At 42.8% G+C, this 24,103-nt stretch carries 2 protein-coding genes and 1 pseudogene; 1 reads left to right on the top strand and 2 read right to left on the bottom strand.

Annotation, left to right across the window (positions count from 1 at the left end; translation table 11 throughout):
- Positions 1-532: 532 nt before the first annotated feature.
- Both AC6IZ0_RS03660 and AC6IZ0_RS03655 read right to left on the bottom strand, forming a co-directional pair.
- Positions 533-20,590 (bottom strand): ELWxxDGT repeat protein, encoded by a 20,058-nt coding sequence (locus AC6IZ0_RS03660; RefSeq protein ID WP_497725140.1) that lies wholly within the window; start codon positions 20,588-20,590, stop codon positions 533-535.
- 524 nt (positions 20,591-21,114) lie between these two features.
- A complete protein-coding gene (locus AC6IZ0_RS03655) occupies positions 21,115-21,846 on the bottom strand; it encodes a RibD family protein (RefSeq protein ID WP_497725991.1) in 732 nt (243 codons plus the stop codon).
- A 298-nt stretch (positions 21,847-22,144) separates the two neighbouring features.
- Here AC6IZ0_RS03655 and AC6IZ0_RS03650 point away from each other — a divergent pair.
- Positions 22,145-24,087: pseudogene (locus AC6IZ0_RS03650) on the top strand (ATP-binding response regulator).
- Positions 24,088-24,103 lie beyond the last annotated feature (16 nt).

Raw genomic sequence — 24,103 nt, 5'->3', positions numbered from 1 at the left:
AGTACTTTGTAATTTTGTGAAACTGCCAAGGGAATTATTAGCCAGTAGTATAACCTATGACACTTGTCAAAGATCCGCTGTGATGTCAAAATTAAGTAAATTTTTTTAAATAAAACTGTTGGTAAATAAAAAAGGGAACAGGGAACAGGGAACAGGTAAGGAGTGAGGAGTAAGGACTAAGGAGTAAGGGGGAAATTGGTGTCTACTTCCATTCGCCAGGGAATAAATTCCCTGTCTAATAGCTCAAGTCCACTGAAAGTGGACTAGTGGGTTACCTAGAATACAGTTAATGGTTATTAACTGTATTGTGTAATAATTAATACCTGTTTAAAATTATCTGGATTGAAGCTCTCACCACAGAAGTTTTAACCCCTAGCTCCTGTTGCTTACCCCAGTAGCAAGTCCGAGATGAAAGTATTGATTTCGGTTCCCGTGTTTCTCTGTCCTGTGAGTTCACTCGTAAACAGATTAAAGGTAGTTTCCAGAATCGCATTGACGTTAGGATTATTCTTGAGTAACAATCCTTGACGAATTAAGAAAATATCCCCCCTGTCACTTGACCATTACCATCAACGTCAAAAGCTAAGTTGTTGACCCCATCAGCGATCGCACTCCTTAAAGCAGAACCTGTGGTGTTTGTGGCTCCCACGGTTTCAGTGCTAAAGAGATTAAAGGAAGTTTGGAGAATCGCATCGACGTTAGGATTATTCCGTAACAGCAGATATTGGTCAATGAACAATAAATCAGCACCGGTCACCCTACCGTTACCATCAATATCGGCGGGATTGAGCAGGTCTACTACTGTGAGGGTAAAGCTGTCAGAGACACTTTCACCTGATGTATCTGTAGCAGTGAGGGTAATATCAACAGTACCGACATCTTGATTACCCGGTGTACCACTAAAAGTGCGAGTGTCTGGATTGAAGTTTAACCAACTTGGTGTGGTAGCTGTGTAAGTGAGGTGATCTCCAGTATCTATGTCGTTGAAGGTGTTTTGTGGGAAGGTGAAGTTAAAGCTTTCATCTTCTAGGGTGGTGATGTCGTCAATGGGATTAACTAAGGTTGGGGTATCATTGACGTTTTCTACTGTGAGGGTCAAGCTGTCAGAGACACTTTCACCTGATGTATCTGTAGCAGTGAGGGTAATATCAACAGTACCGACATCTTGATTACCCGGTGTACCACTAAAAGTGCGAGTGTCTGGATTGAAGGTTAACCAACTTGGTGTGGTAGCTGTGTAAGTGAGGTGATCTCCAGTATCTATATCGTTGAAGGTGTTTTGTGGGAAGGTGAAGTTAAAGCTTTCATCTTCTAGGATGCTGATGTCGTCAATGGGATTAACTAAGGTTGGGGTATCATTGACGTTTTCTACTGTGAGGGTCAAGCTGTCAGAGACACTTTCACCTGATGTATCTGTAGCAGTGAGGGTAATATCAACAGTACCGACATCTTGATTACCCGGTGTACCGCTAAAAGTGCGAGTGTCTGGATTGAAGTTTAACCAATTGGGTGTGGTAGCTGTGTAAGTGAGGTGATCTCCAGTATCTATATCGTTGAAGGTGTTTTGTGGGAAGGTGAAGTTAAAGCTTTCATCTTCTAGGGTGGTGATGTCGTCAATGGGATTAACTAAGGTTGGGGTATCATTGACGTTTTCTATTGCGAGGGTAAAGCTGTCAGAGACACTTTCACCTGATGTATCTGTAGCAGTGAGGGTAATATCAACAGTACCGACATCTTGATTACCCGGTGTACCACTAAAAGTGCGAGTGTCTGGATTGAAGTTTAACCAACTTGGTGTGGTAGCTGTGTAAGTGAGGTGATCTCCAGTATCTATGTCGTTGAAGGTGTTTTGTGGGAAGGTGAAGTTAAAGCTTTCATCTTCTAGGGTGGTGATGTCGTCAATGGGATTAACTAAGGTTGGGGTATCATTGACGTTTTCTACTGTGAGGGTCAAGCTGTCAGAGACACTTTCACCTGATGTATCTGTAGCAGTGAGGGTAATATCAACAGTACCGACATCTTGATTACCCGGTGTACCACTAAAAGTGCGAGTGTCTGGATTGAAGGTTAACCAACTTGGTGTGGTAGCTGTGTAAGTGAGGTGATCTCCAGTATCTATATCGTTGAAGGTGTTTTGTGGGAAGGTGAAGTTAAAGCTTTCATCTTCTAGGATGCTGATGTCGTCAATGGGATTAACTAAGGTTGGGGTATCATTGACGTTTTCTACTGTGAGGGTCAAGCTGTCAGAGACACTTTCACCTGATGTATCTGTAGCAGTGAGGGTAATATCAACAGTACCGACATCTTGATTACCCGGTGTACCACTAAAAGTGCGAGTGTCTGGATTGAAGGTTAACCAACTTGGTGTGGTAGCTGTGTAAGTGAGGTGATCTCCAGTATCTATATCGTTGAAGGTGTTTTGTGGGAAGGTGAAGTTAAAGCTTTCATCTTCTAGGATGCTGATGTCGTCAATGGGATTAACTAAGGTTGGGGTATCATTGACGTTTTCTACTGTGAGGGTAAAGCTGTCAGAGACACTTTCACCTGATGTATCTGTAGCAGTGAGGGTAATATCAAAAGTACCAACATCTTCATTACCCGGTGTACCGCTAAAAGTGCGAGTGTCTGGATTGAAGTTTAACCAATTGGGTGTGGTAGCTGTGTAAGTGAGGTGATCTCCAGTATCTATGTCGTTGAAGGTGTTTTGTGGGAAGGTGAAGTTAAAGCTTTCATCTTCTAGGATGCTGATGTCGTCAATGGGATTAACTAAGGTTGGGGTATCATTGACGTTTTCTACTGTGAGGGTCAAGCTGTCAGAGACACTTTCACCTGATGTATCTGTAGCAGTGAGGGTAATATCAACAGTACCGACATCTTGATTACCCGGTGTACCACTAAAAGTGCGAGTGTCTGGATTGAAGTTTAACCAACTTGGTGTGGTAGCTGTGTAAGTGAGGTGATCTCCAGTATCTATGTCGTTGAAGGTGTTTTGTGGGAAGGTGAAGTTAAAGCTTTCATCTTCTAGGGTGGTGATGTCGTCAATGGGATTAACTAAGGTTGGGGTATCATTGACGTTTTCTACTGTGAGGGTCAAGCTGTCAGAGACACTTTCACCTGATGTATCTGTAGCAGTGAGGGTAATATCAACAGTACCGACATCTTGATTACCCGGTGTACCACTAAAAGTGCGAGTGTCTGGATTGAAGGTTAACCAACTTGGTGTGGTAGCTGTGTAAGTGAGGTTATCTCCAGTATCTATATCGTTGAAGGTGTTTTGTGGGAAGGTGAAGTTAAAGCTTTCATCTTCTAGGGTGGTGATGTCGTCAATGGGATTAACTAAGGTTGGGGTATCATTGACGTTTTCTACTGTGAGGGTCAAGCTGTCAGAGACACTTTCACCTGATGTATCTGTAGCAGTGAGGGTAATATCAAAAGTACCAACATCTTGATTACCCGGTGTACCACTAAAAGTGCGAGTGTCTGGATTGAAGTTTAACCAATTGGGTGTGGTAGCTGTGTAAGTGAGGTGATCTCCAGTATCTATATCGTTGAAGGTGTTTTGTGGGAAGGTGAAGTTAAAGCTTTCATCTTCTAGGGTGGTGATGTCGTCAATGGGATTAACTAAGGTTGGGGTATCATTGACGTTTTCTATTGCGAGGGTAAAGCTGTCAGAGACACTTTCACCTGATGTATCTGTAGCAGTGAGGGTAATATCAACAGTACCGACATCTTGATTACCCGGTGTACCACTAAAAGTGCGAGTGTCTGGATTGAAGTTTAACCAACTTGGTGTGGTAGCTGTGTAAGTGAGGTGATCTCCAGTATCTATATCGTTGAAGGTGTTTTGTGGGAAGGTGAAGTTAAAGCTTTCATCTTCTAGGGTGGTGATGTCGTCAATGGGATTAACTAAGGTTGGGGTATCATTGACGTTTTCTATTGCGAGGGTAAAGCTGTCAGAGACACTTTCACCTGATGTATCTGTAGCAGTGAGGGTAATATCAACAGTACCGACATCTTGATTACCCGGTGTACCACTAAAAGTGCGAGTGTCTGGATTGAAGTTTAACCAACTTGGTGTGGTAGCTGTGTAAGTGAGGTGATCTCCAGTATCTATATCGTTGAAGGTGTTTTGTGGGAAGGTGAAGTTAAAGCTTTCATCTTCTAGGATGCTGATGTCGTCAATGGGATTAACTAAGGTTGGGGTATCATTGACAGAATTAACCGTAACTGTAAAGCTATCATCCACAAGTTTACCGTTAGATGTTCCCCCAATGGTGATGTTGGCAGTGCCGAACTGATTGGGTTGATAAGTGAGGGTTAATTGATTCTCAACTATGGTTGCAGTGACTAAGTTGGTATTATCGTTACCCAACACAGATTTAACAATCAACTCCACATCATTGTCAACATCAGTAAACACATTACTTAGGTCAATGATAGTACTGTCTGCATCTTCATTAAGAGTAATATCACTAATGGGATTCAAGACGGTGGGGGGTTCATCGGGAATAATTTGATTACCAAAATCAATATCTGTGGCAATTTCTCCTGATGTGAGGGTGACAGTGTGAACTAAACTCAGAGTGTTGGTAGCAACATCAGAATTATCATTACTACTATTGCCTGGGTTGCTAGTGTCTGGGGCTGTGGGGTTGAGGTTGAGAATACCTTCAGCTAGACCTAACATATTAATCCGAGGATAGGCAATGCCTGTATTATTCACATTATCATTCTCGTCATCGCCATCAATGATTAAATCACTAGTGGTGTCTAGTAAGGTGCGGAATTCTGTGAATGTTAATTCCCTATCTAAGTAGGTGTGAGCTATTTCCTGGGCTAGGGTGGCAATTCCGGTAATGTAGGGAGCAGCTTGAGATGTTCCCCCCATGGTCATAGTACCGCCAGTGGCATTGGCACCTGTAATGAGGATACCAGGGGCAAACACATCTAGGAGGGGGTGACGTTGAGAGAAGCTGGCAATGTAATCTGCTCCTGTGGTGTAGTTTATCGCTCCAGTACCGAGGGTGTGAGCACCAAAGTCATCAGCCCACACCGCACCCACAGAAATCACATTGGGGTCAATGGCGGGGTAGGCCAGTCCGGGATTACTATTGAAGTTGTAGAAACCATTGCCCGCCGCAGCAGAAATGATGACATTTTGGTTAGCTATGGCGGCTAATTCATCCCCAATTCCATAACGCCCTGTGGTTGTAGTCCAGTTTTGATTATCTCCTAAAGAAAGGTTGACAGATGCAATATTATATGTATCAGCGTTGCTGTTGACCCATTGTAAAGCTGCTTCTAAGTCTGAGAAGTAACCAGAACCGCTATCTCTAAAGACTTTGAGGATAATCAGATTACTATCTGGGGCGATGGATGTGGCGATACTAGCGACGTGGGAACCGTGGTTATTTTTATCGCTGGCGTTATCATCCCTATCAGCAAAATCATACTGGTAAATAATTCGGTCGGCAATGCCATCGTTATTGTTGTCCGCACCAAAGAAGGGATGATTTAAATCAATACCCGTGTCAATGATCACGGTGCTGTAACCCTGACCTTTGATGTTAGTAAAGCGGGTATCTGCCCAGAATTCATGGAGGTTAATTAAACCTAATGCTTGAGTATTATCCCCAGAAACTTGTGTATTGGGAGTGATGACAATATCACTAGGAGATTCATCATCAATAATTGTCACTGTAGCTGTACCTTGACTCCCAATTGATGCGCCCCCCGTGGGATTGGTCAACTTAATAGTAAAGTATTCATTCCCTTCAACCTGACTATCATTACGGATGCGGATGGCCTTGGGATTACCTAGCACAGCATTTTCTACAGCGATAACTTTGGTAGTTTCGTTTTCGGCGAAGGTAATAGTAATGGGAATATTATGGAAATCATTATTGACTGAACTAGGACCACAACCACAGCCTTGAGCAGTCCCATCCATAAAAGTAATTGTTGCACCCACCACTCCTGCAAGATTACCACTGCGGGTGACCACAATTTCCGTCAAGGCGATGCCATCTTCTGTAACAATGTAATCGGGAGAACTAAAGTTAAGTTGCGCTGTATCACTTGTAGTTACAGGCAAAGTAGGAATAAATAGGGGAATATCCGCAGCAGTGGTACTAACATTCACAATGGGGTAAGTTTGTTGCCAACCCTCTGGGAGAACTTGAGCCACCTGATAAGTACCAGGACGCAGATCATTAAAAGTATAATTACCATCTGCATCTGTAGTAGTAAAAACCTCACCCTCATCTAGTTGACTATTATTATTGCCATCTAAATAAACCGTCCAATTTTCCAGGCTAGGCTCATTTTCATCTCTAGCAGTATTACCATTGACATCATGCCAAACCCTACCTGTAATTTCTGCATCATTATCTGTGATGGTGACATTCACCGTGGGCAGAGTTAAGCTATTGTATTCAGGGTCTGCACTACTAATACTGTGGGTAATACTATCATTGTGTGTTCCTTCAGTAACCACATCATCCACCGCCGTCACCGTCACCACTTGGGCAATGTTCCAATTAGCAGGGGTAAAAATGAGAGTATTGGTATTAGTAGTGATTTGATTCCCTGGACTCAAGGTAATGGTAACGTCGGCACTAGGCTGGGTTTTTAAGGAAATAGTATAAGTGTCAGTATTTCCACCTTCTGTAACCATGGTACTACCACCAGTGGGAATTAAATTAATTCCCGGTGTTGGGGGTGGTGTGACTGTGAAGGTAGTGGTTTTTGCTTCACTCCCACTATTACCAGCGTTGTCTTGGATGGTGGTAGCATCAACTTGTAAGCTGTAAGTTCCCGGGGTTGCTGTTAAGTTTTCTAATCCGTTAATTCTGTAGGTAGTATCAGATATATAACTAACAGTCACGGTTTCGGGAATGGTAAGGAGAACACCATCACGGGTGAGAGTAATATCAGCTTTGTCAAAGGTGTTAATATCAATGAGTTCAGAGAATTGAACATCAATGAATGGCAATGAGTTGGGGCTAGAAGTAGGAACATTGAGAAATTGAGTGATAATTGGGGTAATTACATCGGCAAACAGGCTTAAAGTCGTGTTTGTAGTATTTCCCGCTGCATCTTCTAGCCTAATGTCTAATTCTCTAGCCCCGGGAGCGGGTAGTTGAACATTACCAGTAAATTCAGTTCCTGTAACGGTTCCCTGTTGTAAGAGTTGGTTAGTAACTTGATCATAGAAGAAGACCTTTAAACCTGTTTCTCCTAGTTCACCACTAATGGTAGGGGTAGTGGTGTTGATGCGCTGCTGTCCCGATACTGTTAAAGGTTGTAAGGATGCTAAACTCAAACCTGCTGGGAGGAGAGGATTGGTGACAGTAATATTAGTGGGTAAAGCTGGAGCAATGGTATCCATTACCCAGGTTTCCGACTGTATACCGATTCCCAGGTTCCCTGCTAGGTCTTGAATATTCGCAGTATTGACTGTCAAGGTATATGTTCCGTCAATTGCTGTTAACCCACTGAGTCCATTAATCCGGTAGGTGGTATCATCAATGGCAGTGATGGTGACGGAATTATTAATTAAGTTAGTACCACCATCGCGGGTAAGGGTAATATCTGACCAAGTTAAGGTACTGATGTCAATCTTTTCAGAAAAGATGACATTAATACCGGATACTGGTTGGTTACGGGGGTTAATGAGCAGATTAACAACATCCACTATTTCCGGTGCAGTGGTGTCTGCGTTACCCGTGGGACTTTTCACCCAGGTTTCACTCAGGGAGTCAATGCCTACTTTACCTGTGGTATCTTGGATGCCATTGGCGTTGACTGTGAGAGTATATTCCCCATCTTCTCTGGTGAGGTTGTTTAACCCCGTGATTTGGTAGCGGGTGGGAGATAAAGCAACAGTGGTAACAGTATTATCAATCAAGTTACTACCACCATTGAGAGTCAGGTTTAAGTCGGTGTAGTCAAAGGTATGGCCTTGAATGGGTTCGGAAAATTCTACCGTAATCGCATTGACTGCGGTGGCGATCGCCTCGGTACCAACCTTACTAATGTTAGTGACCCTAGGACCGCCGGGAGTATAAATAACGGTGTAGTTAGTATTGCCCGCAGTGGTATCATCCAGGAAGTGCAGAATGTTTTCGTAAGTGGGTCGTCCTGTAGCTGGGAAGGTGCGATCTGTTGTCCAAATATTTTCCGGGTTAATTTGTGTACCGTCAACCCGGAGGATTTGCACAATATCAAATTGACTATCACTGGGTTCAGGAAGGTGGAAATATGTCCACCCGTCTTCTACTGCGGCGCTAATTTGTACGGTTAAATCATTGATGCTGGGAGCAGCGTCAATGGTGGCATTTTTCACAGCGTTTACTGTGGCGGTACCACCGCTACTAAAGTAAAGAATATCGGGGGTAAATTCCGCGTCAAAGGTACCGTTAACTAGGAAGTCTGGTAAGTTATCTGGTTGAGGATGGTCAACTTCAACTATGCGGATGAGTTCATGTATGGTGACTTCTTTGATTAAGGATAGTTCTGGTTTACCCAAGCTGTTAATGTGTTCAAAGGTGGCGCTGTACTCGATGAATTTCCCTTGTAAGGAAGACTTGAGCAGCCAGTTAGCCACTGCGGTATCCCCTGCGGGGATGTTACCAAAGTCTACGGTGAGGGAGGGATTAACTCCTGTACCATTGACTTCTGAGCCGATGATTTGGAAGTCAATTAATAATCCCTTCTCATTTTCGATGATTTTGGGCTGACCGGAGGTGATTTTTAGGTTTTTAGCTTCGCCTTTCCCTTCGTTACGAACTATAACACCGAGGGAGTAGGGTACTGAGATTTCTATTTTATCGGTGAAGGGATCATCGGCGAAAACATCTCTTTGATGGAAATAGTCTAAATATAATTCAGCTTGGGGGAAAACGGTGATGGGGGCAGAAAGGAGGGGTACGGTGATGTTAGCGCCATTTTCCAGGTAGGAGAGAACTCCACCTATGTTGTATTCTGTGGGTACTTCCAGGGCGGCGAGGTTAGTAGGGATAAATGTCCACTCGGCGGTACCAATCCCTTCATTTTGGGGGGTATTGGGGTCGTTTCCTGTGAGGATACCAGTACCGTCTACAGCGCTGATGTTTCTGAGAATGGGGGCGGTGATGCCAAAGAGTTCGTTAACTATGTTTCCTTGGGCGTCTTTGACTTCCAGGATAACTGAGAGGTTTTCTATGTTGGTGGGATTACCATTTTCTATTTCTAGGGTTCCCAGGAAGGCTGCACGAGTCATTACTGCTTCTTGGTCGATGCGGAGTCTGACTGTGGCGCATACTCCCCCGTCTCCTTCTAGGGCTGTCTGCAATTCGTTGACTACATCTAATGTTGCTTCGGTTAAGTCCTCATAACCTGCTGTTTCCAACTCACTGAGGATGGAGTCTATATCAGTACCAATTGCTCGGAGTTGATCCTGGGCTAAAAAGTCAGTATTTTCCCCTGGTGGAACATCTTGGACAGTGTAAATGCCTTGGCTGTAGTAGTCAATGGTTCTATTCCAACGGTCTATAAACTTATTAACGTTGGCATCGGTTAATACATTGGGAAGTGCTAAGGTAAGTAATTCTGCCCTTTCTGTATCTGAGATTTTTACCTCTGCTGATGTTGAACCTTGAGTATTGTTACTAAAGGCTGTCATCCAGGTATTGAGTAGCTCCTGGTTTTGAGAGCTTGCTTCTAACCAGGCGGAATCGCCATAGTAGAGTAAATAAAAATCTTGCAGTGTTTGCCAGTATTCCAAATAACTCGTTAATTGAGCCAGTCCGGCATTAATTGTACCGGAAGTATTAGCTGTAGTGATGTCATTGGATAGAAAGTCATAACAAATACTAATCAGACAATCAGTAATGGAAGAAGTACAACCAATTGAACCAGGAATGCAACCTCCATCACCAAAGGTAAGTTCCCCATCTCCCAAGGCAATAATACAAGCAATGACAGTAGCAGCAGTACTCAGGGGGTTAGGAATACAACCAAGGGTAGCCAGGGATAAACAACCAAGTGCCTGTATATTCTTTTCCTTACAAGGGTCGCAGTCGCTAGACTGTATGTTAACTGTCACAGGGGTGATACGTCCACCGCCGCCACCGCCAGGACCAATGCTAAATCCACCGCCACCAGGACTAATGCTAAATCCAGGGCTACCCGCGCTAACACAATTACCTTGAACATTCAAGAAAGGAATGGGGATGGCTCGTTTAATTTGTTCCCCTGCACATTCATAGTAGTAATCTAACCCTGCTGAAATACTACAAGGAACGGATGGGGTAGATTGTAAGGCTAATTCTCCCCCAGAGGTGCTTAAACTGTCAAAGTCGGCAATGCGAGTAATACGGACTGGTACTGTAATGGAACTCTTGGCGGCTAGTGTATCGATGTTATTAATTAGCGGCTCAATTGTATAGAAAGGATGTGTACCGAAAAATAGGTTAATATCTTCAGCGGCAATTAAACCATGATTAGTGGCTGTAATATCAATTTGCATGACTTGACCGACGACTTGCAACCGTTCCAAGTCAATAAATGTCGGTTCAATGACTACTGTGGGAATGGGGACATCAGTTTCAAAAACGCTTTCGATGCTGATTGTATATCTGTCTTCGATTTCCGTGGGGACTACAGTCCAGGTATATTTAACTGTCTGACGGGAAAGGAAAGCTTGAACGTTGTTGGTTTCTCCTGCACCTATGTAGATATTGCCCTCATAGGTATCATGGCTGTCGGCTGTAACTCTGAGTTTATAATACCCTTCTGTTAGGTCATTCTTTAATAACAGTCCGTCGGCATCGGTTTCTGAGAAAATTACTCTACCAGTAAAGGGATCAACAAGGGTGATGGTGGCATTTTCTAACCTGGGTGAACCTTCGGCAAAGAAAAATAGTTCATTGACGACACTAATATTTAAGTTACCTGTAGCTTCTGATATGGCGCGGAAGCTAAAGGGGAGTTGTAATGATGCTTCATCCCCAGCAATGACTACATCTCCGTTATAAACTGTTAATTCCTCGGTGACTGATGGTTGCAATAACAGGGAGACTTGGGTTGATTCCCCAGGACTGAGGGAAGGTAGGCTTAAAGATGATGCTGACTTGAGCCAGGTTGTTTCTGGGAGACGAATCTCTAAGGAACCAGAGGAGATTTCCCCTTGGTTAGTGACTGTAAATTCTACTATGTTTTGTTCTCCCCTAAGCATACTGGCTTGGAGACTGTTGGTATCTGCAACCAACCGGGGTAAGAGTCTGGCTACATCTACCCGCACTGGTAAGGAGGCGCTTACACCTTCTGTGGTGTTTAAGTTGAGGCCAAAGTTATAGTATTGCCATTGGTCGTCGGGAACATAGATGCTGTAGTCGATGGCAATTTCTTCGTTACCCAGTAGGTTGGTTTTTTCGGGTGTTAGTGATACTGTCCAGTTACTGGGTGCGCCAATGACACTGGCTGTTATGCCTGTTAAGTCAATATTACTCAGGTTTTGGAGGTTGACTATGCCATTAAAGGTTGTTCCTTCTGTGATGCGGTGGGATAGTTGAGTTAATGATTGATTATTGCGCTCAAATCCCATCCCCAGGATAGTAAATTGGTCTTCTGGGCTACTATCTTCTTGGGGATAATTGGGGAAGTAGGCATTAATATTGTATGTTCCCCCTTCCCTGGGTAAGGGGTTAAACTGGCGACTAAAGTTACCATTAGCATCAGTGAAGGCATCTAGCCGGCGAATGTTGCCGTTGTTTTCTATTTGAATGGTGACAAATTCAAAGGGTACGGGGACATCATTACTGTTGCTGATGGCTTGTCCCCGCAGGACTATCGGTGTAGCTGGTGGGGTTATTTCTGTGTCTGTATATACACTGGCTCTGTATGCAGGGTTAATGGTAATGGGTGTAATGGTAGTGTTGTTGTTTTCCCCGATACCAATTCCTTCATTAATATTATTTTCCCTGTCTGTGATACCAATTAAGTAATATTCTCCAGGGGTACGGGGGGTAAAGTAGGTAACTGTACGGCTGTAGGAGCTTCCAGGTAGGAGGTCGGCGGGATTTTCCTGGCTGCCTAGGGGGAATTCTCCCAGTAGCAGGTCACTAGCATCTATTCGGTTATCTGTAGATAAGTATACTCTATCTTGCCAGTTGTTAGTGGCGCTGATGATGCCGTTATTACTAACTGTATAGGTAAATTGGGCTTGTTGACTTGTGTAGGTGGTTTCTACTGTGCCTAGTTGTGTGATTACTAGGTCAGGTATGTCTATGTCCGTGATTTGCAGGTTGGCTGTACCGCTATTTAGTCCGGGGGCGATCGCAGTGATGATGAGTGTTTGACTACCATCGTTAATGCTATCGTCAACACCTGCAATGGTGAAGGTGACGGAATTTTCTCCAGCGGGAATGGTTACTGTGTCGGGTACTGTTGCCTCTGTGGTATCACTACTGATAACTGTAATGGCTAGTGCCTCTGTTGTATCTGTATTGCGAGTAATGGTCCCTGTGGCTGTTGCTGTTTCACTGATGATGTCTCTGTCTAGGATCAGGGTCAGGCTGGGACTTTCATCATCCACAATGTTAATATTGACAGTGGCAAATCCCAAGGGTAATGGGGTATTTGTGCCTGTATAGGTAGGTGTAGCGGTAACTGTTACTGTTTTTATGCCATCAAGAATGTCATTGTCTACCGCTGAGACTTCAAAGGTGGCGGAAGCTTGATTAGCCCCAATAGTCACATTATTGGGGACAATGGCTTTGCTCCTATCACTACTACTCAGTTGCACTAGTAAGGGAGTATTACTGACTACATTACGACTAACAGTGGCGATCGCTTTATCTCTGTTCTCGTTAATACCATCTGTATCCAGGCTTAAGGATAATGTCACGCGATCATTATCGAGAACCGAAACGTTAGCTAAACCACTAATAAATCCTTGTGCAGTGGCAATAACTGCATAACTTCTAGTAGGTTCAATTAAGGTATCATCAATAGCGATAAGGTTAAAAGTTGCAGAAGTCGCCCCAGCAGGGATGATTACGCTGCTAGGAATGGTAATTTGCTCGCTGTTACTATTAGATAAGGTGACGGTTAAAGGTTGGGTGGTATCTGTATTCCGGGTAATTGTACCCTCAAGGGTATTTCCCTCAGTTACTTGATTGTTGGCAAAATTAACCGTCAAGGTAGGTTTAAAGTCATCATCTATGATGGTTAAAATGGCTTGGTTGTTAGTGCCTAAAGTTGCTCCCCCAGTGGGATTAACCAGAGTTAAATTGATTGTTTCCTCTGGTTCCACCAATCCATCATTAATAATGGGAACATTAATTATTTTACTGGTTTCGCCATCGGCAAAGTTAAGTAAAATTGCTGTGGCAATGTAATCACTACCAGCACTGGCTGTACCATTAGTTAACCTCAGAGTGACGCTGACATTTCCATTACTTCCCTCCGTGCGGTTAATGGTGACAGGAATTACAGGGGTTCCATCTTCATTGAGGCTAAAATTAGCGGCGGAAAAGGATAAAACACCAGGTAGGGCATCATTATCTATGATATTGAGGATAGCAGACCTGGTTGTACCTAATCTGGCACCACCTGTGGGGTTAGAAAGGGTCAGGTTGACAGTTTCTGTGGCTTCATAAATACTGTCATCCACTATGGGGATGGTGACTGTCTTCAAGATTTCTCCATCACCAAAGGTAACAGTGATGGGAGTATTGTCATAGTCATTGGGAGCGATCGCGCTTCCATCAGTCAGTTCAACGGTGACGCTGACAACACCTGTACTACCATTGGTACGTTGAATCCTGACAGTATTGATGGGGGTTCCATCTTCATTCACACTAAAGGTAGAGGATGTGAAAGATAATAGCCCAGCGACATTATTAACTAAGATTGCAATTGTAATGTTACGCTCATAAAATAAACCGCTGTTGTCTGTGGTTTTCACCCGTATTGTGTGCTGGGTAGCATTTTCGTAGTCTAACAGTGCACCATCAGCTACCACCAGTTGATTACCTACAATGGCAAATCGCCCACCGGCATCATCCGATAATGTATATGTATGGGTGTCATTGGTGTTATTATCTTCCGAAGTAAACACCCCAACTACAGTACTATCGGCACTATTTTCTCTAATGGCGTTATTACTGAGGTAAATATTAGTTGGCGCACTATCAACAATAGTTAACCCAAAAGTGTCACTTACAGAATCATTACTTTGATCTGTGGCTGTCACCCTAATTTCATATTCTCCCGTACTACCAATAACAGGGTTAGCCGTAAAAGTTCTATCACTAAAAGTCAACCAGTCCGGTAAAGGACTACCATCAGCTAAGGTAGCAGAATAAGTAAGAGAGTCCCCTATATCAACATCTTCAAAGGTATTGGCGGGAATAGAAAAAGTAGACAGACGGTTACTAAATATCCTGCGGTCAGAAATTTGGTTACCTAGGAAGGGAGAATCATTTACCGAGTTGATAGTTAAAGTTACAGACGAAGAGTCAACAGCATAGGTTGTGCCATCGGAACCAACCCAGGTAAAGCCCACAGTGCCGTTAAAATTGACATTGGGAACGAAGGTGAGACGATCTAAATCAGAAGCGAGAATTTCCTGATTGGCTGTAACCAAATTCTCCTCTAGCTTCAAAACTCCATTGCTAGGTAGCAGTAAAATTTTCACTGCAACTAAGCTTAAACCACCACTACCAGCAAACACATCTGCAAAGTCTGTAGCACTGAAGTTAATTATTTCGTCTTCATTTGAAGACTTCTCAATATTACCAACAGTGTTACTAACAACTACATCCACAGCCCAGAGTTCTAAACCCCGCGTACCATCATCGGCGGTAAAATACAACCTGCCATTGCTATATGTGAGATTACCAGGATTAGAACTACTGCTACCTTCTTGAATATCTTTGAGCAATATGGGAGTATCGGTGGTGGAATCTACTTTCCATAACTCCTGACCATTAGCTGAATTGGAGGCGGTAAAATAAAGAATGCCGTTGATATTAGTTAAATTACGCGGTGATGAACTACTGCTACCAGCAACAATATCAATGACGGTGGGGGTTCCGGTGGTGGGGTCTATTTTCCAGAGTTCTGTACCTGTGGTAGAACTAGAAGCTGTAAAATACAGCGTTCCATTCACATTGGTTAAATTATCGGGACTGGAACTACTGCTACCTGTGCGAATATCAATGACGGTGGGGGTTCCGGTGGTGGGGTCTATTTTCCAGAGTTCTGTACCTGTGGTAGGACTAGAAGCTGTAAAGTAGAAATCACCATTAACATTAATAAAATTACCAAAGTTAGAACCTTCCTCAGGATTAGTTTCTAGTAGGGTTACTTCTCCCGTATTCGGGTCTGCTTTCCACAGTTTTGTACCATTAATTTCATCATTGGCTGTAAAGTACAGTACTCCACCGATATTGATAAAATTACCCGGACTGGCACTCAAAGTAGTTTGATTAATATCCGCTGTGAGATTAGTACCTTCTGGTGTACCGTCAGTTTCCCACAGTTCTACGCCTTGGGTGTAATTATCGGCGGTAAAATACAACTTGCCATTACTATAAGTGAGATTACCAGGGTTAGAACTACTACTACCTTCGCGAATATCCTTGAGCAATATGGGAGTATCAGTGGAGGAATCTAGCTTCCATAACTCCTGACCATTAGCTGAATTGGAGGCGGTAAAGTAAAGAATGCCGTTGATATTAGTTAAATTACGCGGTGATGAACTACTGCTACCAGCAACAATATCAATGACCGTGGGGGTTCCGGTGGTGGGGTCTATTTTCCAGAGTTCTGTACCTGTGGTAGAACTAGAAGCTGTAAAATACAGCGTTCCATTCACATTGGTTAAATTATCGGGACTGGAACTACTGCTACCTGTGCGAATATCAATGACGGTGGGGGTTCCCGTGGTGGGGTCTATTTTCCAGAGTTCTGTACCCGCTGCTAAAGTAGAGGCTGTGAAATATAGGGTTCCATTAACATTAGTTAGATTACTCAGGGAAGAACTGTTACTACCTGGTTGAATATCTAAAACTTCGGGATTACCTGTAGTTGCATTAATTCGCCATAGTTCCGTGCCATTGCCTTCATTATTAGCGGTAAAATATAAAACATTATTTACCTCAATAAAGTTACTCGGATTAGAGCTATTAGTACCAGGATAAATTTCTAGTAGAACTGTCCCTACTGTTGTTCCGTCACTTTTCCATAATTCACTACCATTTACTCCATCATTGGCAGTGAAGTACAGTATACCATTGAGATTAAATAAATTACTAGGTGAGGAATTATTATTACCAACGCGAATATCTTTGACTAAAACTGGGTTTCCTGTACCATCTAGCTTCCATAGTTCCCTACCATTTTCCGATGTGGATGCTGTAAAAAATAAAGTACCATTGACATTAGTGAAATTACCCGGTGAGGAACTACCACTACCTGTGACAATATCAACTACACTCAGTGTCCCCGTGGTAGGGTCTAACTTCCATAGTTCTTCACCTGTATTGTTACCACGACCATTAAAGTACAGTACTCCATCAATATCTGTGAGATTCTCCACATAAGATACACCGTCAAGTATCACAGGGTTACCAGTGGTGTCATCAATGGTATAGAGTGGTCGGTAAATGGTAAAGTTGCTGTTGTAGTAGGAATTTCTAAAGTAGAGTTTCCCCCCAACATTCCTGAAGCTATCAAGATAATCTGCGTTGTTATTGGAGAGATTTGGCACTTCTAAGGCTACGGGGTTACCAGTGGTGGTGTCTATTTTCCACAGTTGATTCCCTACTATGCCATCATTAGCAGTGAAGTACAGTGTGCCATTGACATCAATGAGGTTCTGGGGGGTAGAACCAGGAGTACGTCCGTTAATGTCTTTGGCGAGCACCGTCCCTGCTGTTGTTCCGTCACTGATCCACAGTTCTACTCCCCTAATGCCATCATCAGCAGTGAAGTACAGTGTACCATTGAGATTAAATAAATTACTAGGTGAGGAACTATTATTACCAACGCGAATATCTTTGACTAAAACTGGGTTTCCTGTACCATCTAGCTTCCATAGTTCCCTGCCATTTTCCGATGTGGATGCTGTAAAAAATAAAGTACCATTGACATTAGTGAAATTCCTAGGGGAGGAACTACCACTACCTGTGACAATATCAACTACACTCAGTGTCCCAGTGGTAGGGTCTAACTTCCATAGTTCTTCACCTGTATTGTTACCACGACCACTAAAGTACAGTACTCCATCAATATTTGTGAGATTCTCCACATCAGATACACCGTCAAGTATCACAGGGTTACCAGTGGTGTCATCAATGGTATAGAGTGGTCGGTAAATGGTAAAGTTGCTGTTGTAGTAGGAATTTCTAAAGTAGAGTTTCCCCCCAACATTCCTGAAGCTATCAAGATAATCCGCGTTATTATTGTAGAGATTTGGCACTTCTAAGGCTACGGGGTTACCAGTGGTGGTGTCTATTTTCCACAGTTGATTCCCTACTATGCCATCATTAGCAGTGAAGTACAGTGTGCCATTGACATCAATGAGGTTCTGGGGGGTAGAACCAGGAGTACGTCCGTTAATGTCTTTGGTCAGCACCGTCCCTGCTGTTGTTCCGTCACTGATCCACAGTTCTACTCCCCTAATGCCATCATTAGCAGTGAAGTACAGTGTACCATTGAGATTAAATAAATTACTAGGTGAGGAACTATTATTACCAACGCGAATATCTTTGACTAAAACTGGGTTTCCTGTACCATCTAGCTTCCATAGTTCCCTGCCATTTTCCGATGTGGATGCTGTAAAAAATAAAGTACCATTGACATTAGTGAAATTCCTAGGGGAGGAACTACCACTACCTGTGACAATATCAACTACACTCAGTGTCCCAGTGGTAGGGTCTAACTTCCATAGTTCTTCACCTGTATTGTTACCACGACCACTAAAGTACAGTACTCCATCAATATTTGTGAGATTCTCCACATCAGATACACCGTCAAGTATCACAGGGTTACCAGTGGTGTCATCAATGGTATAGAGTGGTCGGTAAATGGTAAAGTTGCTGTTGTAGTAGGAATTTCTAAAGTAGAGTTTCCCCCCAACATTCCTGAAGCTATCAAGATAATCCGCGTTATTATTGTAGAGATTTGGCACTTCTAAGGCTACGGGGTTACCAGTGGTGGTGTCTATTTTCCACAGTTGATTCCCTACTATGCCATCATTAGCAGTGAAGTACAGTGTGCCATTGACATCAATGAGGTTCTGGGGGGTAGAACCAGGAGTACGTCCGTTAATGTCTTTGGCGAGCACCGTCCCTGCTGTTGTTCCGTCACTGATCCACAGTTCTACTCCCCTAATGCCATCATTAGCAGTGAAGTACAGTGTACCATTGAGATTAAATAAATTACTAGGTGAGGAACTATTATTACCAACGCGAATATCTTTGACTAAAACTGGGTTTCCTGTACCATCTAGCTTCCATAGTTCCTGTCCATTTTCCGATGTGGATGCTGTAAAAAATAAAGTACCATTGACATTAGTGAAATTCCTAGGGGAGGAACTACCACTACCTGTGACAATATCAACTACACTCAGTGTCCCAGTGGTAGGGTCTAACTTCCATAGTTCTTCACCTGTATTGTTACCACGACCACTAAAGTACAGTACTCCATCAATATTTGTGAGATTCTCCACATCAGATACACCGTCAAGTATCACAGGGTTACCAGTGGTGTCATCAATGGTATAGAGTGGTCGGTAAATGGTAAAGTTGCTGTTGTAGTAGGAATTTCTAAAGTAGAGTTTCCCCCCAACATTCCTGAAGCTATCAAGATAATCCGCGTTATTATTGTAGAGATTTGGCACTTCTAAGGCTACGGGGTTACCAGTGGTGGTGTCTATTTTCCACAGTTGATTCCCTACTATGCCATCATTAGCAGTGAAGTACAGTGTGCCATTGACATCAATGAGGTTCTGGGGGGTGGAGCTATTACCTCCTTCTCTTATATCTATATCCAGCAGTACTAAGTTACCGGTTGAATCTAAACGAAATAACTCAGTTCCATTAGTGCCATTATTAGCAATAAAATACAAGTTGTCACCAGATTTAGTCAAAGTTGTGGGATTAGAACTACTGGTACCCGGATTAAGATCGCTAACTAAACCAGGGGTGTCATTAGCGGGATCTAGTTTCCATAACTCCTGACCATTAGCTGAATTGGATGCGGTAAAATAAAGAATGCCGTTGATATTAGTTAAATTACGCGGTGATGAACTACTACTACCAGCAACAATATCAATGACGGTGGGGGTTCCGGTGGTGGGGTCTATTTTCCAGAGTTCTGTACCTGTGGTAGAACTAGAAGCTGTAAAATACAGCGTTCCATTCACATTGGTTAAATTATCGGGACTGGAACTACTGCTACCTGTGCGAATATCAATGACGGTGGGGGTTCCCGTGGTGGGGTCTATTTTCCAGAGTTCTGTACCTGTGGTAGGACTAGAAGCTGTAAAGTAGAAATCACCATTAACATTAATAAAATTACCAAAGTTAGAACCTTCCTCAGGATTAGTTTCTAGTAGGGTTACTTCTCCCGTATTCGGGTCTGCTTTCCACAGTTTTGTACCATTAATTTCATCATTGGCTGTAAAGTACAGTACTCCACCGATATTGATAAAATTACCCGGACTGGCACTCAAAGTAGTTTGATTAATATCCGCTGTGAGATTAGTACCTTCTGGTGTACCGTCAGTTTCCCACAGTTCTACGCCTTGGGTGTAATTATCGGCCGTAAAATACAACTTGCCATTACTATAAGTGAGATTACCAGGATTAGAACTACTGCTACCTTCTTGAATATCTTTGAGCAATATGGGAGTATCAGTGGCGGGATCTAGTTTCCATAACTCCCGACCATTAGCTGAATTAGAAGCGGTAAAATAGAGGGTGCCATTGGCATTGATTAAATTATTGGGACTGGAACCACTGCTACCAGGAACAATATCAATGACCGTTGGGGTTCCCGTGGTCGGGTCTATTTTCCAGAGTTCTGTACCTGTGGTAGAACTAGAAGCTGTAAAATACAGCGTTCCATTCACATTGGTTAAATTATCGGGACTGGAACTACTGCTACCTGTGCGAATATCAATGACGGTGGGGGTTCCCGTGGTGGGGTCTATTTTCCAGAGTTCTGTACCTGTGGTAGGACTAGAAGCTGTAAAGTAGAAATCATCATTAACGTTGATAAAATTACCAAAGTTAGAACCTCCCTCAGGATTAGTTTCTAGTAGGGTTACTGCTCCTGTATTCGGGTCTGCTTTCCACAGTTTTATACCATTAATTTCATCATTGGCTGTAAAGTACAGTATTCCACCAATATTGATAAAATTACCGGGATTGGAACTGACACTAATTTGATTTATATCAGCAACTATATAGGGTTCATCTGCTACACTCTGGGTAATGGGAACTGTAGGGGTATTATTAGTCTCATCTGTTTCCCCTGATACGGTGGTGACAACTAAATCCGGTAAATCACCAAAGAAAGAAGCACTAGTTACCATATATCAATCACCTTTTCCTAAAATATCTGTGAGCTACAAAAGTCAAGGGTTGTCCTATCCCTGAAGTTGAAAATGTCAATTTAATCAGTTACTATACGGGGGCTGTTTTTGTTATAGGCGATCGCACTATTTCCGGACATTGGAGATGTCCGCACCAGATTGTCAATAAAGTACTTTGTAATTTGGTGAAACTGCCAAGGGAATTATTAGCCAGTAGTATAACCTATGACACTTGTCAAAGATCCGCTGTGATGTCAAAATTAAGTAAATTTTTTTAAATAAAACTTTGGGGAAATAAAAAAGGGAACAGGGAACACACCGAACAGGGAACAGGTAAGGGAGAAGGAGTAAGGAGTGAGGAGTGAGGAGTAAGGGGGAAATTGGTGTCTACTTCCATTCGCCAGGGAATAAATTCCCTGTCTAATAGCTCAAGTCCACTGAAAGTGGACTAGTGGGTTACCTAGAATACAGTTAATAACCATTAAGGGAATAGGGAATGGGGAATGGGGAATGGCTACAATAGATTAACGTTGTAGCCGATAGTGTAAAAACACCTCTTGCTGGACTTGATGCACTTCTAAAAGTTCTAACTTGGGGGCTAATTGTGATAAAAATCCCTCACCTTCTACTGGTGTAGGCGCGGATGCACCACCTAAAATTAGTGGACACACTGTTAACCACAGTTCATCAATTAAATCTAATTGCAGGAGAGCAGCTACTAATTCCCCGCCCCCTAATACTGCTAACCGGTTTATGTCTAGGGATCTAAGGTGTAACAAAGCAGCAGATAGGTCTACATTGCCCGTGGGTGTATCAAAAATGAGAATTTGATCAAATTTAGCAGGACAACCCTGTAAGGCTGTTAACTCCCTTGTGGGTGCTGTCTGTTGGGTTTTTGCCCAAGCATCTGCTCCCGTGGTTGTGGTGAGTAACCAGCGTTCAATAGGCTGTTGGAAAAACTTAATTTCCGGATGAAGTTCGGCAGATTGTGTAAGGACTATATGAACCGGCTGGGGGGGTTTACCCTCTTTCATTCGTTGTTGCAGCAGAATTGGTTGTGATACGGTAAGTGTTGTACCGTAGGCGCGAATAGTGCCAGCACCTAATAAAACGGCATCAGAAGCAGCGATTTGTTTTTCCAGGTGTGCTTTATCAGCTCCTGAGCCAAAACGAGCAGGGGATCGCCTAAAATCTGCTATCTTGCCATCTGCACTCATGGCCAAAACTACTATAGTATGAGGACGATGTTGCATTATGGGATGAGTGTGATATTTTGGAAATTTTACTTGTTAGTGAATTGATTTGCTAAACAATATTTGCCCACGGCTACTATTGAGCAATTTCATAATATATCTATATCTATATGCAACAGCAGTCACATTCACATTTACCCCATAAGAGTTTTGGTATGTCTAATTTCTGGTTATACGTTCAATATTTGCAACTTTTGGCAGTTGACAAAAACACAATTATAACTTAGCGGAATATCTCTTTGAGCTGTTCTAATTGCACATCGTTAATTTTGTGGTTTACAGATGCGAAGTGAGATACTCGATGGCTAAGGCTCGTCAATCATCCTTTCGACGTATTTTAGTAACAAGAATTTTGCTGTTGTTTGTCCCGGTGATATTGCTCGGGGAAATCGTGGCTTTGAATAAAGCCAGATCTAGCCTATTAAAAACCGCCGGCGAAAATCTTACAGAGAGTGCTGTTTTCAAAAGTGAAAAAATAGCTAATGCGATCGCTACCCTCAAAACTCACTTACTCATTCTGAGTCAAACAAGAGTCATTCAGTCCGGTTCCTCAGCCCAGGTAGAAAAATATCTCACTGAAGTAGCAAAACAATTACCAAGTCACATTGACTGCTTACAATTAACTAATATACAAACAAGTAAAATTATTGCCAGTAGCTGTGGTGAGCAACCAATTACCGAGTGGGAATCATCTATTCCTCAGCAAACAGGAGAAATTAATATACAAAAAATATTACCGCCAAAATTAGGAACCACAGGTCAAATAAATCGGGGTAATCAACTGCAACTGCTACTATCTACCCCAGTCAACAACCCCACAGGGCAAGTGCGATATACATTGAGTATCAAATCAGCATTATATAAACAAAGCAGAAATCAACCGGGTTCCTTAACAGGCTCTACGGTAGTAATTTCTGAAAATGGGATAATTTTAGCACACCCATCAGCGGAGTTAGTTGGTAGTAATATTCAAGAACACCCAGATGCTGGCCAACTGCAAGCAATTGTCAAAAATGCCGTAACCGGACAAAGTAACTCCGTCAATTTAGCTTCTCAAGAGGGTACAGAATTCATCGTGGGTTACAGGGCTATTGCTAATCCCATCACAACACAAGCGGGTAAAAAATGGATAGTTTTGGCTGTAACCACTGTAGATAATGCCCTCCTAGGTTTAGAAGAAATTAAACTCATCCTGATTGTTTTAACAGTTGGTTTGATTGGTGCGAGTTTGTTAGTATCCCTATATCTAGCGCCTTATTTAGCCAGTCCTGTAGAACAATTGCGAGACTATGCTCTGCATCTTCATAGCCACCACGCCGCACAACCAGTACCGCGAAATTTCCAAATTCGGGAGTTTAACCAACTAGCCCAAGCCATAGACCAAATGGTTGAGAGACTCAAGGCCTGGCCGAAGAACTAGAAAATGCTTGGAAAGAGGCAAAAAGTGCCAACCAGATCAAAAGTCAGTTTTTGGCTACTACTTCCCATGAGTTGAGAAATCCACTTAATGTGATTATTAATTGTGTGCGGGTGGTGCATGATGGCTTGTGTGATAGCCGGGAAGAGGAAATAGAGTTTCTTCAACGTGCCGACGAAACAGCTATTCACTTGTTAGGTATTATTAATGAGCTGCTTGATATTTCTAAAATTGAAGCAGGTAAGCTGTCAGTAGTTACAGTACCTATTGATCTGCGACAAATACTGCTGGAAGTGATTAATTTACAATCAGTAAATATTCAAAACAAAGGTTTGCAGTTAAAAACCGATTTAGGTACTGATTTGATTCCTGTCGCAGCAGATGCGGTAAAGTTAAAGCAGGTGATCATTAATATCATTGGTAATGCCACTAAGTTTACCGACCAAGGAAGCATTACCATTGCTACAGCCATTTCTAAATCTAGTCAGAACAAATCTCAGGTAATAATCAGCATCACAGATACAGGTCTAGGGATAGAACCTACCCAGCAGCACAAACTATTTCGCCCCTTTGTGATGTTAGATGGAGGAACCACACGCAAAGTTGAAGGTACGGGGCTAGGATTAGCTATTTCGCGGAATTTAGTCGAAGCGATGGGAGGTAGTATTACTCTGGAAAGTGCGGGTATAAACAAAGGCACGGCTGTCAAGATTACCTTGCCGATGATTGATAGTGCTTTATTAACTGGTGCAGCTGCAAAAGAAGGCGTGATTGAGACTTCTGGTGGTCAAGATAACGGCATTATGGGTTACCTGACTCGCCATTAGGAAGTCAGAGCTATCG

The sequence above is a fragment of the Anabaenopsis sp. NIES-4685 genome, from assembly GCF_059725405.1.
The sequence above is the reverse complement of the archived record's forward strand: the minus strand, read 5'-3'. Positions and strand labels throughout refer to the sequence as shown.

Excerpts from the sequence above, each read along its gene's own strand:
- AC6IZ0_RS03660 (WP_497725140.1), bottom strand. The coding sequence starts at position 20,590 with ATGGTAACTAGTGCTTCTTTCTTTGGTGATTTACCGGATTTAGTTGTC.